The following is a 16,712-nucleotide window of genomic DNA, read 5'->3' on the forward strand; positions in this document are numbered from 1 at the left end:
TCTTCATTAAGAAGGACGGTTTTTAGATTGGTCTGCGATTAATAGAAGGCGTTGTTTTAGTTCCTCTTCCATGCGTCCAATTTCAATTTCAGCTGCTTTTCGTTTTACTCGGCCATCTGCTTGTATACGCATTGTTTCTTCGATGGTTTGCAGTAAATTTTCTTGTGTTTTCTTCAATGTCTCAATTTCAACGATTCCACGCTCATTTTCTTTTGCAGTTTCGATACTATTCACTTTGAGCATTTCTGAATTTTTCAGCAGTAAATCATTCGTTGTCTTCGTTACTTGCTTTTGAGCTTCTACTGCTTTTTGTTGACGATTTAACGTTAATGCAATCGCAATTTGGTTTTTCCAAAGTGGGATAGACGTCATAATAGAAGATTGGATTTTTTCTGCTAGCGTTTGGTTCGTTTGTTGAATCATGCGTATTTGCGGTGCGCTTTGAATTGTTATTTGGCGAGACAATTGTAAATCGTACATGCGTTTTTCTAAACGGTCCACGAATTGTGCCATATCATTTACTTCTTGGTAAGCCATTTGATCATTGGATTCCTCTGCTTTGCGTCGCATTTCAGGGATAGTGACATTTAGAATTTCTTCTTTTTTAACTTCCGCAGCGGCAATGTATACATTTAAGGCTTGGAAATACGTTTTGTTTTGATCGTATAATTTATCTAACATATGCACGTCTTCTACTAAACCGCGTTTGGAATGTTCCAGTTGGATGCCGATACGGTCAATTTGTGTGCTTAATTTTTGGTATTTTGTCATCATTTCTTGTACAGAACGATTGACCCGATTAAATAATCGTTTAATACCTGATTTTTTTTGTGTCGTCAGTTCTTCCGGATTAATATCAGAGAGCTTATTCATCAGATCCCCTAAAATATCACCGACAGGACCGATGTCTTTCTTCTGTACATGATCTAACATTTGGTGAGAGAACCTGGAAAGTTCGGTTTGCGCATTTGCTCCATATGTTAATATTGCTTCGTAATTACCAGCGGGGATTTGGCTCGCCAGTTGTTTAGCTTTTTGTTGTTCTGCTTCGGATAACCGATCAATTAGTTTTGTAGGAGCAGCGTTCTCCGCTGTAGTCACAGCTTGTGGCTTGGTCGTATTTACTTCAAATGGACTTGCTAATAATTCGTCCATTAATAAATCATCACTAATATTTGCCTGTTTTTCGCTCATTGTCTGATTCTCCTTCTAAGTATAAAGGTTGTTCTTTTTTGGGTACGGAAAGTTTAGCAAAATCCAGTTCCATTTTGAGGTGTTCAATATCAGCAGCTAGTACATCTTTTAGATCGTCTTCCATAATAGTATTCATCGATTCTAATGTCTCACGAGTATCCGCCAAAGCAATTTTTAAATCGTTGCTTTTCATTGGTTGCGATACTAAAAGGGTATATTTTGATGTGAGCTCTACTGCAGAATCTAAATGTGCATAAAAAAACTTCTCTACTTGGTAAAACTTACGTGGATTTTCTTTTACTAAAGAAATAATCCGTTTTGCCAATCTATTCATATCAAACAATTGTTTAAATGAACTAAAAGAGCGTACTTTTAAATAGTGGCTATTTAGCGTTCGGATTTTCGCTTTCGCTTCTTTTAGTTGTTTTTGTATATGGAAATACTCAGAGTGAGTAAGTTGGTGTTTTTTCATAATTCTCCGATGTTGGATCTTTTTTATACTGAAATTCGACACTAAATATACACCGATTGCAAGTCCAGAACTGATGAAATAGCCAATGTCTAGTGGGAAAAAGAAAACAAACCAGGCTATGAACATAATGGGTATATTGATAATATGACGAACAAAAGTATTCATTACTTCAGTCATAATAGGCTACCTCCTTTTATCTACAATATATTATACGAATGGGAGGGAAGAAGGTTTCATTTTCCTATTGTTTTAGACGATATCCGTTTCCATTTTTGTATATCCTATTAGTTGGTCGGATATTTCTATTTCGAAAGCATTTTCTTTCGATAGAGGGGATACTCCTTTTTGAATAAACTCGATAAATTCGTCTAAACGATTGACATCGCCTTCTATATCGATGACAATTTCCTGCAACTCATTTTGCATACAATAACCTTTTAAACTAAGTGATTGTGCTTTTTGTTTTACTAGAAATCGAAAGCCAACTCCATCTACATCCCCGTGCATCTGAATATGCGCTCGCTTTTTCAACTCATCTTCTCCTTTGTCATTTCATAAATTGTATTAACTATAACTTAACTTATATTGCGCATATTTTCAATTCATTGACCGTGTAAAAGTCGTATGAGTAGACATTTTTTGTCGAAGCAGTACAATATGAGTTAACAATAAATGTTAGAGGCGATGAACATGTATGAAGTTATTTATATGAAAGCAGATTACGAACCTTGGTGGGCTTTCGAAGGATGGGAAGAACATATTGTAAAAAAAGCGACGTTCGAACAAGAAGAAGAGGCATTGAGTTATTTAAATAACACATTGGATGAATTTCGAGGTAAGTTTCCAAAAGAGCAAGTAAAAGGGGATAAATATTGGGCTTTTTGGTCATTAAAAGAACAATGTTATTGTGAGTCATGTGAGGATGAATTACAAATTTATCATGGGATCATTTGGAATACTTTAACGTAAACGATTTAGAATTATAAAAAAACTTGTTGACTATATTTATCCAACTGGTATACTTTAGTTAACAATTTAAAGTGAGAAACAGTATTTGTAATTCACATATCCTATGTAGTGATCGATGTGATATCGGTACTTCATGGGATATGTGAATTTTTGTTTTTCGCATATTGATTAATTTTTTTGGAGGTAATAACATGAAACAAGGTACAGTAAAATGGTTTAACGCGGAAAAAGGATTTGGATTTATCGAAGTAGAAGGAGAAAACGATGTATTCGTACACTTCTCTGCTATTCAAGGTGAAGGCTTCAAATCACTTGAAGAAGGACAAAAGGTAGAATTTGAAGTTGTTGAAGGTAACCGCGGACCGCAAGCAGCAAACGTAGTTAAACTTTAAAAATCAAAAAGAAGCTCTCCGAATATGGAGGAGCTTCTTTTTTTATGAAACTTTTTCTAGCGTAGAGGTAACTTTAAACGGTTCATCGTCTTCGTTCATCATAAATTCCCGTTTGATCTCCCCGAAGTGTTTGACGAAATATTTTCTTGAGATGGCATTTTGCTCATCAGCTTTTTCTATAACGAGGACATCTTCAAATGTCTGGAAATCTGTTTTTAATGTTTCGGTTGTTGAGATGATTTTCCAACCATCGAATTCCTTGTCTACTGCAAGTGGAGCTGCTAAATATACTTCTAATGCTTGCATAGATTCAAGTTCGGCAAGAGAAGGCTCTTTAGCATCATACGCTTCGCCATTATTAGCGATTAAACTAATTTTATCTGGTTGAATATAGTAAATTCTCTCTACAACCGTACCGCCATTATCCTCATAAGTAGCTACATAATTATCATACAAATACTTTGTGGTTAACTTGTAAGATGCAAATTCATTCCCTTCGCCTTTAAACTGGGCAACAGAGTTATTTGGCATAAAATAATCGGATAAACTTATATTTGTTTCAGCAGGAGCAGATGTCGATGTATTTTCGGTAGGAGTACTAGTTGTTGGTTCATTTACGCTTTGTTCTTCTGCACTACAGGCGATAAGGAATAGTGTAGGGATGAACATAAGTAGATATTTTTTCACATGGTTTCCTCCTTGTATAATCGTTATAAATTAGACGGCTACAATCCTAATATGTTTCAATTTGATGAAATTTTGGTATAGTGACAGTAAGGAAGGAGAGATGAAGATGGATATCGAACTAAAAAAAGAATTGCCTCCGCATGAGGAGCAGCAAGATTTTTATGAGAAATTACGTTCCAAAATAACAACTTATGTAGAATCGAAAACAGGAAAAAAGGGGAAGTTCACTCCGTATTTATTATTTGCTCCTGATTTATTTCATTTGCTAGTGAAATCATTATTAGATAATCGAATCGATGCAAAAAGTAAAACAATTATAGGCAGTGGAATTCTTTATTTTATAACGCCATTAGATGTTTTGCCAGAAGGATTAATTGGTCCAGGTGGATTTATCGATGATATTATTGTGGCCACTTTTGTCGTAAATATGCTATTGAATAAGTTTTCCCCAGATATAATAGAAGAGCATTGGTCAGGCGATGAAAAGTTATTACATGCATTGAAGAAAATTGCCGGAACGAGTGATTCGTTAGTAGGGAAGCTTCCATCTCGATCGTTATTAGGGAGATATATAAAGAAGGAGAAAAAAGCTTAACGAACAAACAGGGCTTTTTAATCATTATATAAATAGACGACATTACATTCTTTTTGAACTGTAATGTCGTTTTTATTATTTCAAATTTCTTATGTTGCTAGAATGCTTACGGTAAGAAAGATTGGGATTCTATGCTACCATCATTAGATCCATTAAAAGTATGTGTGAATTTTTTTATGCTGTATTATTGTGGAGTTTTTCTCCTCTAGAAATCTCGTATATATTGGATTGTTTAGCTTGTAATATTTGAAGAATATCTTCTAGAGCCGGCCATATATTTTGGTCCCCGCATGTATAAAATCTAATGCTGCATATCCATGCTCCGGCCATGTATGAATGGAAAAATGGGAAGTTAAAATACCTATAATTCCTGTAACACCTTCAGGAATAAAGGAATGGAAATGAGCTGATAGAATCTCCATTCCTAACTTATTAATTGCTCCTTTTAATAATTGTTCTATCTCTTTGGCATTATTAAGAATATCATTTTGACACTCAAAAGCATCAATTACTAAATGCTGTCCGATTGTATCCATAGAATCACTTCTTTCTTTTTTGAATTTTCTTTAACCAGTGAGATTTACGAATTCTATAACTTTACTTGTATTATTTTATGTTCAATAAGGCGGAAGTTCTGTACATATAACATTAGAAATAAAACTATTTGAATAGAAGTAACATTATCTCATTAGGGAAGCAGTCTACACGCTTAAAATCTCATCACATATATTATTAAAAAGTAGATGAGGTGTATGAATGAAAGAGAATCAAACCGTCTTAACCATTTTGGGTAGTTCAGGAGGAGTCGCAAAATCTGTACTTGCAATTTTAAATAAGTCAGTCACTGATAAACAGGATCCAATTTATCAGATTGTTAAAAGTTGTAAGATTCATCTAATAGATTATAAGCAAAGAAAGCAAACTTACTATGCTAGTTTATTTCCCAATTTGAAAGATCAAATTGTTTTACATGAATTCGATTTGAAAGATACGAATAATTTTATCAACCATCTTAAAAAATCGAAAACATCTGTTGTGATTGACGTTTCTTGGGCTGATACGGTTGAAATGTTGCAGTGCTGCGATCAACTAGGTATCAAATATGTAAACACAGCATTAGAGAATACGATGGTTGATGAAAACGAAGATTTATATGAAGGATTTGGGTTAATCGAGCGAATGAGAATTTTAGAAGAGAAGAAACATACATTTAAAAATACAACTGCTGTAATCGGCTCAGGCATGAATCCAGGAGTAGTTCAGTGGATGGCAATTGAGCTACTTAAAAAAGATCCAACAGAAGAAACTCCACTTGCCTGCTATATTGTAGAGGATGATAACTCATTTTATAAAGATAAAAAGAAAGCAAAAAAGAATGTAATCTATACAACTTGGTCCCCAGAATGTTTTCTCGATGAGGCAATTTTAAGCTACCCAATGTTTATGAAGCATCGTACACCACTTTTCCTTTATGAAAATGTATATGATGTCGAATTTAAAGTGACGCTAGGGGACAAGAAGTTTTATGGATGCTTAATGCCTCATGAAGAAGTTTATACATTAGGTAGATTGTATGACATGGAATGTGGATTTTTATATAAGATAAATGATCATACTTCCGAATTAATTCGTTCAAATATGGAGGATGTAGATAAATTATGGGATTTTGAAATGAAGGTTCTTGATCCCCTTGATGCGACTTTGGAAGGGGAGGATTTAGCAGGGGTACTGCTAGTTTATAAGGACAAGGAACGATATATGTATAATGTATCAAGGAATGATATCATCTTTTCAAAATACAAAACAAATGCCACATATTTTCAAGTAGCTTGTGGAATTTATGCTTCTCTATCCGCTCTGTTATTAGATAAAATACCAAAAGGGGCATATTATGTAGATGAGCTTTTGTTAAATACGGAAAATAACTATGGTCACTATTTGACTTATTACATGACCGATTTTGTAATAGGGGAAAATAAACACTCCGATGGTTTATTACACGAAAGAATCAAAAAGCGTACATGATTTTGAAATTAATCGAGAAATTAGTAACATAATTGATTAGCAAAACAGGTTATTCTCCCTCGATATAATCGAAGTAGAATAACCTGCTTAAAATTGATTATGAAATTTTTTGTGCTTCTTTCCATTCTAGGAACTCATCATACGTTAATTGTTTATCTAAAATTGAACCGTCTTCGCGAATTTCAATGACACGATTCGCGATCGTTTGGATGAATTGATGGTCATGTGATGTAAAGATCATGGCACCTTTAAAAGCAGTCAATCCATTATTTAATGCTTGGATAGATTCCAAGTCTAAATGGTTTGTAGGATCGTCTAGTAAAAGTACATTCGACTCTGATAGCATCATTTTAGAAAGCATACAGCGAACTTTTTCTCCACCGGAAAGTACGGATGGTTTTTTCTTCACTTCTTCACCAGAAAATAGCATACGACCTAAGAATCCACGTAAGAACGTTTCGCTTTCATCATCAGGCGAATATTGACGTAACCAATCTACTAATGAAGACTCGTTTCCTTCGAAATACTTTGCATTATCAAGAGGGAAGTAGGCACGAGTAGTAGTGACACCCCAGCGGATGGAACCTTCTTGGGCTTCTTCTTCCTCTGCTAGTACACGAAGTAATGCAGATTTTGCAAGTTCCCCTCCAAGAAGAATAATTTTATCTTCTTTATTCAAGGTGAAGTTCAATTTAGAGAATAGTTTTTCTCCTTCAAATGTATAGCCTAAATCTTGTACTTGTAAAACATCATTACCGATTTCACGTTTCATCGAGAAATTGACATAAGGATATTTACGAGAAGATGGTTTAATATCATCTAACTCAATTTTATCTAACATTTTCTTACGAGAAGTTGCTTGTTTCGATTTAGAAGCATTTGCACTAAATCGAGCGATAAAGGCTTGAAGCTCTTTAATCTTTTCTTCTTTTTTACTGTTTTGATCAGATGCCAGCTTCAATGCAAGTTGACTTGATTCATACCAGAAGTCATAGTTTCCAACATATACTTGGATTTTACTAAAGTCTAAGTCCGCAATATGCGTACATACTTTGTTTAAGAAGTGACGGTCATGGGAAACTACAATAACTGTATTTTCAAAGTTAATTAAGAAATCTTCTAACCATTGAATCGCTTTAATGTCTAAATGGTTAGTAGGCTCATCTAGTAACAGAACATCAGGTTTACCGAAAAGGGCTTGTGATAGTAACACCTTTACTTTTTCAGAACCAGTTAACTCAGACATTTTCTTTTGGTGCATACTATCAGGAATGCCTAGACCTTGTAAAAGGATAGCTGCTTCTGACTCTGCTTCCCAACCATTTAAGTCTGCAAATTCACCTTCAAGCTCGGCTGCACGCATACCATCTTCATCTGAAAAGTCTTCTTTCATATAGATAGCATTCTTTTCATTCATTACTTCGTATAAACGTTTATGACCCATAATAACTGTTTCTAAAACCGTAAATTCTTCGTATTCGAAGTGGTTTTGTTTTAGAATAGCTAAACGCTCATCTGGATTCATAATGACATTGCCTTCTTGTGCCTCAATTTCCCCAGACAAAATTTTGATAAAAGTTGATTTTCCCGCTCCATTTGCACCGATTAAACCGTAACAGTTACCTGGTGTAAACTTTATATTTACGTCTTCAAATAATTTTCGATCACCGAAACGAAGACTTACATTACTTACTGCAATCATGCTAGTACCTCCTAAAATTCACAATGCTCTTATTATAGCACGATTACGCTCAACAAGGTATTTTGAAAGCAAAATAAATGAATGACTTTACAAAAAAAAATATTCTGAATAATCGGCCCTTTGTTGGATTTTCGAGAAGTTTAGTAGTAAAATAGAAATAAAAACAGATGCCGAGGTGAGTCAATTGAATCATTATTTTCATGAAGCTTTTCAACAAGCAATAAGAACGGGACCCATAATTTTTATGCATTGGTTCTGGGATGAAAAAATGAATCCGATTGACTTTGTTTCACCAAATGTTGAACCAATATTCGGTTATTCCGTAGAGGAATTAATCAATGGAACGACCAAATTAATAGATATTTTTATAGAAGAGCATCAAGCCATTTTTATTTCCAACTTAAAAAGGCATATTGAACAGGAGGATACTTTTTGGTATGAATCCTATGAAATCTATGCAAAAGATAAACAAGTAAGATATATTCGAACCTATAGTTATATACAAGAAGATATACTTTCCAATTTACCTTCCTTGTACACATATGTGATTGATGAAACGGCATTGTTCAAACAGCTAAATGAAAAAGAACTATTAGCTAGGCGCTATCAAGTTGCGATAGAAAACGCGGAAGAAGGTGTATGGGAATGGGATCCTGGACTGAATCGTATGTTTTATTCAGATGATTGGAAGCGGATGCTTGGTTACGAGCCAAATGAAATTGCGAATACATTTGAAGAATGGGAACGACTTATACATGCAGAAGATTTACAGAAAGCAAAAGCCGTATTAGCGCAATATACTGCTGGAGAAATAGAAAAATATGAGTCGGAATTTCGCATGCTTCATAAATCAGGTACGTATCGATGGATTTTGTCACGAGGAAAAATCATTTTCATTCAAGACAATCATCTAAAGAAAGTGATAATTGGGACGCATGTTGATATTACAGAACAAAAAAATACAGCTGCACTGCTGTTAAAACGCAATGAGGAGTTAGAAATACTGCTAAAACAAATAAAAGAGCTTTCTATAACGGACCCGTTGACTTCTTTATTCAATAGAAGGAAAATTTTGGAGGAGTTAGAAGGAGCACAACAAGCCCAAAAATGGAATAATAATTCCTATTCCATTACAATTATTGATCTAGATTTTTTCAAACGAGTGAATGATACGTATGGTCACTCCGTTGGGGATGAAACATTAAAAATGTTTGCATCATTTATACAGCAAAATGTACGTGGGCAAGATATTGTGGGAAGATGGGGCGGGGAAGAGTTCTTTATTATTTTTCCTGATACGATAGATGTACAAGCATTTGATGTATTGCTGCGTTTGCAGAAAAATTTTGCGAAAAAACCCTTATGTATAAAAAATCATTCAATTAGAATAACATTTTCTGCAGGAATTTCGAGTAGTGCCGTGGATACTTCAGTAGATGAAATGATAAAGCAAGCAGATCAAGCATTATATAAGGCAAAAGAATTGGGTAGAGATTTAATTGTCAAATATGAAAAAAATCAGAGCTAGTAAAAATGTACTAGCTCTTTACTTTACTTCCAATATTTTTGGATGAATTCATCTCTACCGGATTGTGCTCTATCTTCTTTATAGTGATCCGGGCTTTTTTTATAAAAGTCTTGATGATAATCCTCTGCTTCATAAAAGGTTTTTGCTTCTCTAATTTCTGTTACGATTGGTTTAGAAAACTTTCCACTTGCTGCTAGTTGTTCTTTCGATTGTTGTGCAAGCTCTCTTTGTTCATCTGTATGTACAAATATTGCAGACTTGTAGCTTTCTCCGCGGTCTTGAAACTGGCCTCCAGCATCTGTCGGATCAATTTGTTGCCAAAATATTTGGAGCAGTTCATTGTATGAGAAGATAGAAGGATCATATTGAATTTCAACTACTTCTAAATGCCCTGATGTCCCTTTTTTTACGTCCTCATATGTGGGGTTTTCTAGATGTCCTCCCATATAACCGGAAGTTACTTTATGTATGCCGTCCCATGTATTAAATGGCTTGACCATGCACCAAAAACAGCCACCTGCAAATGTTGCTTTTTCCATTATTATCATTCCTCCCATAATAGCAACTTGAATTTTACCATGAGAAGCTAAATTGTACAAAATTCCGAAACTTAAAGGGGAAAAATACGTTATTATTAGTATATAAAGGAGCGATTTCATAATGGAAGAAGAACGACAAACACGAACAAGACTTAAGCGAAAAAAACGACTACGTATAGGACGAGTCTTTACCTTATCGCTTATCTTAGTTCTATTAGTAGGCGGAATATATACCGTTTCCCAATATTCCAGTGGATACAAATTAGCCAATAAAGAAGTTGATTTAACGATCGATTTTGAAGGGGACAAGCTGCAATCGGGGGAACGAGAAAATATATTAGTACTTGGAGTAGACTCTAGAGGACAAAAACAAGCACGCTCGGATACGATGATGCTTGTTTCTTGGGATAAAAAAGATAATGATGTCAAGATTATTTCCTTTATGCGGGATATATATGCAGATATTCCTGGCTATCAATCGTATAAATTGAATACAGCCTATTATCTCGATGGAGTTCAATTATTGAAAAAAACGATTCAACAAATGTTTGATCTTCCTATTCATCATTATGCGTTAATTGATTTTAGTAGTTTTGAGTCGCTTGTAGATATACTTTCTCCTAACGGCGTCCCGATAAATGTAGAAAAAGATATGTCAGAGAAAATTGGAGTTACGCTTGTCCAAGGCCAGCAAAATTTAACCGGTAAAGAGCTGCTCGGTTATGCAAGGTATAGAGCAGATGCAGAAGGCGATTTTGGACGAGTTAAGCGTCAACAAATAGTGATGGAAGCATTAAAAAATGAAATACTATCCATTGGAAACATATCTAATACACCGAAGTTTTTAGGAGCGGCTGAAGGATATATCGAAACTGATTATTCTAGAACGGATAAAGCAAAACGCATTGTGGATGCGCTTATTAGTGGAAAACTGGAAATGGAAAAGTTAACAATACCGGTAGAAGGAACATACTCCTTTGCTAGTTATAGACATGCTGGATCAGTCATTGAAATGAATACAGAAAAAAACAAACAAGCTATAAATGACTTTTTAGAAAAATAATAATGCTTTAACATTTGCCAATCTTTTCATTCGTCCGTAAAATAAACTATATAAGAAAGGGTGTTTGATAAAAGTGGAGCCGGAAAAACCTTCTTTTTTTTCTACAAGATACATAAAATTTTTAGGAGGACGTAATACGTTCTTCACATTTATCGTAATATTATTAATCGGACTAATTATTATGGTATATGGTAAAGTGTCATTTATCTTTAGTCCGTTAACTATATTTCTAGGAAATGTCGTTTTACCTGTTATTCTAGCGGTCATAGCCTATTATTTATTGCGACCTATTTTGCGACTGATTGAGAAGATTAAAATACCGAGAGTATGGGGTATTTTAATCATCTTCCTAGCATTAATCGGATTAATCACCTTACTCGTATTTTTAGTCGTACCGTTTTTAAAATCACAGTCTACTAGGTTAGTCGAAGAATTACCTGTATACTTGATTCAGTTACTGAACTCTTTAGACAGCTTTTTGAGAACATCGTTCGTTGCAGACTATTATTTACAAATTGAACAAGATGCAATGGAAATGTTGAGAAGTGTTCCTACAGAAGTAGGGAAACTGTTTCAAAGTACAATTACGAGTGTTGCAACAGGTATTACTTCTGTTGTCGGCGCTGTAACAAGCTTTGTTTTATCTATTATTATGGTACCATTTATTCTTTTTTACTTACTGAAAGATGGGGAAAAGCTACCAAGATTTGTGATTAAAGTTTTTCCGCCACGTATGCGGGATGATTTTCAATCCGTTTTCAAAAGTATAGATAACCAAATCAGTGCTTATATTCAAGGACAAATTTTAGTGTCCATGTGTATTGGATTTATGATATTTATCGGTTTTACAATCATTGGAATGGATTACGCATTACTACTCGGTGTTATCGCAATGGTGACAAGTGTTGTACCTTATTTAGGTCCTGTAATAGCGATTACTCCAGCTGCAATTATAGCGCTTGTTTCTTCGCCATTCATGTTAGTGAAACTTGCGATTGTATGGACAATAGTTCAATTTGTGGAAGGAAAGTTCATTTCTCCACAAATTATGGGTAAATCCCTTCATGTGCATCCAATTACGATTATTTTCGTACTAATTACTTCTGGGGCTTTATTTGGAGTACCTGGTGTTATTCTTGGGATTCCAGGGTATGCAATATTGAAAGTGATTGTTGCTCATTTTTATACTTTATATAAAAGACGTTACAATAAATATGAACCTAATTTAGAAAACCAATATGAGCATATAAATAACAAGGTGGATTGAGAGTAATGGCAAAGAAGTTTGAATCTTCTATAGAAGTACAATCGATTAAAATTGATACAGTGGTTGACCATCCTTATATTGAACATGGTATTAATCTATCTGGTACCATTTATATAGATGGTGTGCATGACGATGTTTCTGTTGAGAATATTAAACTAGAGGTTTTTAAAGTAAGAAACGAACTTGTTTCCGAAATTATCTCCAAACATTCAATTGAATTAGTTGGATCCGTCGCTTCCAAGGATATGCAAATGATTCCTTTTGAAATTATGCCAGATGAGAGATGGTTACCAGATGAAGCAGAGGACGTTTCCAAATTAATTTTACGAACGACTGTTTTATTTGAAAATGGCAAGGAATTCAGTGATGAAGATGAAATTTACTTCGATATAGAAGAATAAGAAGATGTGTAAACTCCAGTGACCATACTGGGGTTTTTCTTTTTGTGGGAATTATTCAATTTGTATTGAATATACAACTTTTTACAAACATCATCAGGTAGGTGATTTTTTTATTAAACGCAATATAGTGATAAAGCGTAGCCAGGTGAACGCTTGCGGCAGTCATGAGCCAGGCGCGCTACGGCACAAGTATAGATTCTATTTATCTAGAGAAGATTGTCCAATAAACATGCAAAAAATCTCATCGTTTATAAAAAATCCGTCACATTCCGAGTCGTCTCAATCCAAGTAAAGATCTATTTTAAGAAATGGTTGCTTTCACCGACAATTTGGTTGCCCTCGTACGGATCTAGTTGCTTTCAGAATAGAACTGGTTGCTTTCTATGTCCGATTAGTTGCCCTTATTCATTTATTGGATTTACTGCATTTGCTTAAGACGCACTATCTCTATACTAAGAATGATCGACTTACAATGGTAGTTTTTCTTTTCGTATAAAGCTGCAAAATTGGCACAATCTAATGAAAAAATAGGAGGTAAATAAATGAACAAAAGAATTTGCCTAATGTTACTCGTTTCATTGCTTATGCTAGCAGCGTGTGGTTCTAATCGAGATTCAAATGAACCTGCGAATCCCGAAACGCAAATGGATAGCCGTGACAAAGATATTCCAAACACCGGAAACGAAGAAGTCAATCAAGAAAATGATCTTGGTGTACCCGATACTGGAGACGATATGAATGATCCAACTTTTGAAAAACCAGCTGAATAATCCATTGAATTATTAGAAAAATCATGATACTATTAATTTAACTATACTGAACGGAGGTGAAGGAAGAATGAAAAACGCTGTGAATGCACATAGATTTATATTGGAATTTTTATCCACATCTTGTGCCATTACTCATGAAATTGCTGACAACGGGACCAGTCTGTCCATTTTTAGCAAATTAAATGAATTTCACAGCTGATAAAGTCATTCTTTCTGAACCATACACACATGGAAAAGACTGCTTTTCAGGCAGTCTTTTTTTGTGCAGAAAAATGCTTCCAGCTGAATTAAATCTAATTGAAAAGGAAGCGAACAATATGATATGTACAATACAAGAAATTAGTAAAATGCTCGGAGGAAATACCATTTTCGATAATCTATCACTTTCTATTAAAACAGGGGATCGACTTGGAATCGTTGGGCGAAACGGTGCTGGAAAAACGACCTTATTTAAGTTAGTTGCCGGTATAGAAGCGACGGATAAAGGAAGTATCCATTATAAAAAAGGAACGAAGATAGGCTACTTGGCACAGATACCTATTTTTTCTGAAGCAATCACAGGTTATGATGTGTTAAAAAGTGCTTTTCAAACATTAAACGAATTGCAAACGAAAATGAAAGCACTAGAGAAGGAGTTGTCTACCTCCAATCCAAAAGATATGGAAAAGCTACTGCAAACATATGGAAATGTTCAAGAAGAATTTTCGAACCTCGGTGGCTATATAATGGAATCCGAACTAGATAAAGTGATTCAAGGGCTTCAGTTATCCAATTTTGTTTCACAATCTTTTTTAAGTTTGAGTGGTGGAGAACAGACAAAGATCATGTTGGGCAAACTTTTACTGACAAAGCCTGATTTACTGTTGCTCGATGAGCCGACGAATCATTTGGATTTATTTGCAGTGGAATGGCTGGAGGAATATGTAGTTAATTATACTGGCACAGTTGTCATTATTTCGCATGATCGGTACTTTTTAGACCAAGTTGTAACAAAAGTGGCGGATTTAGAGGAAGGTGAACTAACGGTCTATCATGGGAATTACTCTGCTTTTAGTATTGAAAAAGAAGAACGACTCACACGTGAGTTTCAAGCATACGAAGAACAACAAAAAAAGATTAAAAAAATGAGAGAGGCGATTAAACGTTTAAGGCAATGGGCAAATGAAGCCATTCCTCCAAATCCTGGTTTACACCGTCAAGCGAGAAATATGGAAAGGGCTTTAGAACGGATGGAAAAGGTAAGAAAGCCGCTAACTGACCCGAAAAAGATGGATTTGACTTTTGAAACCGCGGAGAGAAGCGGAAAAGAAGTGATCATAATGGAGGACGTGTGCAAATCATTCGATGAAAAAGTGTTACTTCATCATGCTAACTTACATGTGTACTGGAAAGATCGTGTAGCGATTGTCGGACGTAATGGCACTGGAAAATCTACTATATTAAATTTACTTCGTGGAGAAGTTCCAGTAGATAAAGGGAGTGCACGGCTAGGTAGTAATGTACGTGTAGGCTTTCTTTCGCAGCATTACCAAATCTCGGATCCAAAAGCTCGTCTCATCGATGTGTTTCGTAGTGAAGTGAATGTCTTCGAGGGGGATGCGCGTCACATATTAGCAAAGTTTATGTTTTACGGACCTGATGTGTTTAAACGAGTAGGTGATCTAAGTGGAGGAGAACGCATGCGTCTTCGCCTTGCGCAACTCATGCATCAGGATATAAATTTATTGATGCTAGATGAACCAACAAATCATCTAGATATCGATTCAAGAGAAGTATTAGAAGATGCTCTAGAAGACTTTCAAGGGACGATTCTTGCTGTTTCGCATGATCGATACTTTTTAAATAAGCTTTTTCCAAGGACTTCTTGGTTAGATCAAGGACAACTAACTACCTTTGAAGGTCCATATGAGTGGGCACGTGGAAAATGGGAGGAGTTACAGACTAAACAATCCCCACTCACACTCGTGGAAACAAAAGAATCAGTTAAATCAAATCAAACTAAGATAAAACAAAAACAACCAATTGAAGAGGAAATTGCTGCATTAGAATTAGAAATCAAAACATTAGGAAGTCAAATAGAGTTGGAAAATGATTGGGAGACTTATGAGCGATTGATGGAAACTAAAAAACTACAAGAGCAGCAATTAGAGAAATTATTGGAGAAATGGATGGAGAATGAAAATTGAAACGCATTGCAATAGATATGGATGAAGTTATTTCGGCTTTCAGTATGAAATGTTTGCAGCTTTTTAATGCAGAATACAATTCAAACTATAATGTAATTCATCTTCAGGGAAAGCTATTAGCGGAGCTAGATCAACGTTTTAAGGAGAAAGTGAATGATTATTTAGCAGAGGAAACTTTTTTTCTCGATTTAGAGGTGATTGAAGGAAGTCAAGATGCATTGCGAGGATTAAATGAGCAATATGAGATTTTCATTGTTACCGCGGCGATGGACTTTCCTGCTTCATTGGCACCAAAATATCAATGGTTGAAAAAGCATTTTCCTTTCTTGAATGAAAAGCATTTCGTTTTTTGTGGAGATAAAAGTATCATTCGGGCAGATTATTTAATAGATGATACGCCAAGTAATTTAGATGCATTTTGCGGGGAGGGGATTTTATTTTCCGCTCCTCATAATAGGAACGAAAACAGATACACACGTTTGAATAATTGGAAAGAAGTCGAATATTATTTTTTGTAATATAAAGTATCCTATGTTAATTATCAGTAACATTAATAACTCGTACAAAAAGCGATAAAACTTCGCCTGAATAAGCTTATCCTTGAAATGAAAGAAAAGAAAAAATTATGAATAAAGACCTTTCTATTAGAATATCCATTAAGAAAGAAATTTTTACTAATAATTTTAACTAGTTGCACAAATATTTTGCTCGTGGTAGTATTTACTAGATTACATAAATACACCAATTAAATACTTCTTATCAAGAGAAGCAGAGGGACATGGCCCTGTGAAGCTTCAGCAACCTCTGACATTGTCAGAAAGGTGCTAACTCCTACAAGATTTTTGGTCTTGAGAGATAAGAACTGAGAGCTATCCTTACACCCTCTTTTCTTATCCATGAGAAAAGAGGGTTTTTATCTTCA

19 protein-coding genes and 1 riboswitch are annotated in these 16,712 nt (G+C 34.9%); of the genes, 12 read left to right on the forward strand and 7 right to left on the reverse strand.

What is annotated here, in order from left to right; all coding sequences use genetic code 11:
* Positions 1–6: 6 nt before the first annotated feature.
* From AC1DFT_RS00050 to AC1DFT_RS00060, 3 genes are all read right to left on the reverse strand, one after another.
* Complete coding sequence (locus AC1DFT_RS00050; protein ID WP_477916486.1) at positions 7–1,194, reverse strand: toxic anion resistance protein; 1,188 nt, start codon at positions 1,192–1,194, stop codon at positions 7–9.
* Complete coding sequence (locus AC1DFT_RS00055) at positions 1,169–1,843, reverse strand: 5-bromo-4-chloroindolyl phosphate hydrolysis family protein (RefSeq protein ID WP_477916487.1); 675 nt, start codon at positions 1,841–1,843, stop codon at positions 1,169–1,171. The genes AC1DFT_RS00050 and AC1DFT_RS00055 overlap by 26 nt, the downstream gene beginning before the upstream one ends.
* 72 nt (positions 1,844–1,915) lie before the next feature.
* Positions 1,916–2,197 carry an acylphosphatase gene (locus AC1DFT_RS00060; RefSeq protein WP_477916489.1) on the reverse strand — a complete coding sequence of 94 codons (282 nt, stop codon included), beginning with the start codon at positions 2,195–2,197 and terminating at the stop codon, positions 1,916–1,918.
* A gap of 159 nt (positions 2,198–2,356) precedes the next feature.
* Here AC1DFT_RS00060 and AC1DFT_RS00065 point away from each other — a divergent pair, with 159 nt between their 5' ends.
* A complete protein-coding gene (locus AC1DFT_RS00065) occupies positions 2,357–2,635 on the forward strand; it encodes a DUF1033 family protein (protein ID WP_477916490.1) in 279 nt (92 codons plus the stop codon).
* Between the two features lie 191 nt (positions 2,636–2,826).
* The gene (locus tag AC1DFT_RS00070) at positions 2,827–3,027 is read left to right on the forward strand and encodes a cold-shock protein (RefSeq protein ID WP_142605075.1); all 201 of its coding nucleotides are present in this window, start codon (positions 2,827–2,829) and stop codon (positions 3,025–3,027) included.
* Between the two features lie 42 nt (positions 3,028–3,069).
* On the opposite strand, the gene AC1DFT_RS00075 is transcribed toward AC1DFT_RS00070, so the two are convergent.
* On the reverse strand, positions 3,070–3,714 hold the full coding sequence (locus AC1DFT_RS00075; RefSeq protein ID WP_477916492.1) for a hypothetical protein: 645 nt from the start codon (positions 3,712–3,714) through the stop codon (positions 3,070–3,072).
* A gap of 106 nt (positions 3,715–3,820) precedes the next feature.
* Between AC1DFT_RS00075 and AC1DFT_RS00080 the strand changes: the two genes are divergently transcribed.
* Positions 3,821–4,309 (forward strand): YkvA family protein, encoded by a 489-nt coding sequence (locus tag AC1DFT_RS00080; protein ID WP_477916493.1) that lies wholly within the window; start codon positions 3,821–3,823, stop codon positions 4,307–4,309.
* Between the two features lie 260 nt (positions 4,310–4,569).
* Here the strand turns inward: AC1DFT_RS00080 and speD are convergent, their stop codons facing one another.
* A complete protein-coding gene (speD, locus tag AC1DFT_RS00085; protein ID WP_477916494.1) occupies positions 4,570–4,845 on the reverse strand; it encodes an adenosylmethionine decarboxylase in 276 nt (91 codons plus the stop codon).
* A 220-nt stretch (positions 4,846–5,065) separates the two neighbouring features.
* On the opposite strand from speD, the gene AC1DFT_RS00090 reads away from it, so the two are divergent.
* The gene (locus AC1DFT_RS00090; RefSeq protein ID WP_477916495.1) at positions 5,066–6,334 is read left to right on the forward strand and encodes an S-adenosylmethionine decarboxylase related protein; all 1,269 of its coding nucleotides are present in this window, start codon (positions 5,066–5,068) and stop codon (positions 6,332–6,334) included.
* A gap of 97 nt (positions 6,335–6,431) precedes the next feature.
* Here AC1DFT_RS00090 and AC1DFT_RS00095 read toward each other — a convergent pair whose 3' ends face one another.
* Positions 6,432–8,036 carry an ABC-F family ATP-binding cassette domain-containing protein gene (locus AC1DFT_RS00095; protein WP_477916497.1) on the reverse strand — a complete coding sequence of 535 codons (1,605 nt, stop codon included), beginning with the start codon at positions 8,034–8,036 and terminating at the stop codon, positions 6,432–6,434.
* Between the two features lie 244 nt (positions 8,037–8,280).
* Between AC1DFT_RS00095 and AC1DFT_RS00100 the strand changes: the two genes are divergently transcribed.
* Entirely contained in the window at positions 8,281–9,564 is a 1,284-nt protein-coding gene (locus AC1DFT_RS00100) for a sensor domain-containing diguanylate cyclase (RefSeq protein ID WP_477916498.1), read from the forward strand.
* A 23-nt stretch (positions 9,565–9,587) separates the two neighbouring features.
* Here AC1DFT_RS00100 and msrA read toward each other — a convergent pair whose 3' ends face one another.
* Complete coding sequence (gene msrA / locus AC1DFT_RS00105) at positions 9,588–10,103, reverse strand: peptide-methionine (S)-S-oxide reductase MsrA (protein WP_477916499.1); 516 nt, start codon at positions 10,101–10,103, stop codon at positions 9,588–9,590.
* 121 nt (positions 10,104–10,224) lie between these two features.
* Between msrA and AC1DFT_RS00110 the strand changes: the two genes are divergently transcribed.
* The 7 genes from AC1DFT_RS00110 to AC1DFT_RS00140 all read left to right on the forward strand — a co-directional run bounded on the left by AC1DFT_RS00110 (position 10,225) and on the right by AC1DFT_RS00140 (position 16,308).
* Positions 10,225–11,166, forward strand: a complete 942-nt coding sequence (locus AC1DFT_RS00110; RefSeq protein ID WP_477916501.1) for an LCP family protein — start codon at positions 10,225–10,227, stop codon at positions 11,164–11,166.
* Positions 11,167–11,239: 73 nt separating this feature from the next.
* Positions 11,240–12,433, forward strand: a complete 1,194-nt coding sequence (locus tag AC1DFT_RS00115) for an AI-2E family transporter (RefSeq protein WP_477916503.1) — start codon at positions 11,240–11,242, stop codon at positions 12,431–12,433.
* A 5-nt stretch (positions 12,434–12,438) separates the two neighbouring features.
* Positions 12,439–12,834 (forward strand): sporulation protein, encoded by a 396-nt coding sequence (locus AC1DFT_RS00120; protein WP_477916505.1) that lies wholly within the window; start codon positions 12,439–12,441, stop codon positions 12,832–12,834.
* Between the two features lie 542 nt (positions 12,835–13,376).
* Positions 13,377–13,604: a hypothetical protein gene (locus AC1DFT_RS00125; RefSeq protein WP_477916507.1), complete on the forward strand. Its 228-nt coding sequence runs from the start codon at positions 13,377–13,379 to the stop codon at positions 13,602–13,604.
* 67 nt (positions 13,605–13,671) lie between these two features.
* Entirely contained in the window at positions 13,672–13,803 is a 132-nt protein-coding gene (locus AC1DFT_RS00130) for an RAxF-45 family protein (RefSeq protein WP_477916508.1), read from the forward strand.
* A gap of 118 nt (positions 13,804–13,921) precedes the next feature.
* Entirely contained in the window at positions 13,922–15,790 is a 1,869-nt protein-coding gene (gene abc-f / locus AC1DFT_RS00135; protein WP_477916510.1) for a ribosomal protection-like ABC-F family protein, read from the forward strand.
* Positions 15,787–16,308 carry a 5' nucleotidase, NT5C type gene (locus tag AC1DFT_RS00140; RefSeq protein WP_477916512.1) on the forward strand — a complete coding sequence of 174 codons (522 nt, stop codon included), beginning with the start codon at positions 15,787–15,789 and terminating at the stop codon, positions 16,306–16,308. Before abc-f ends, AC1DFT_RS00140 begins: the two co-directional genes overlap by 4 nt.
* 235 nt (positions 16,309–16,543) lie before the next feature.
* Positions 16,544–16,652: riboswitch (SAM riboswitch) on the forward strand.
* Positions 16,653–16,712 lie beyond the last annotated feature (60 nt).

The organism is Psychrobacillus sp. 05T411, from assembly GCF_056396485.1.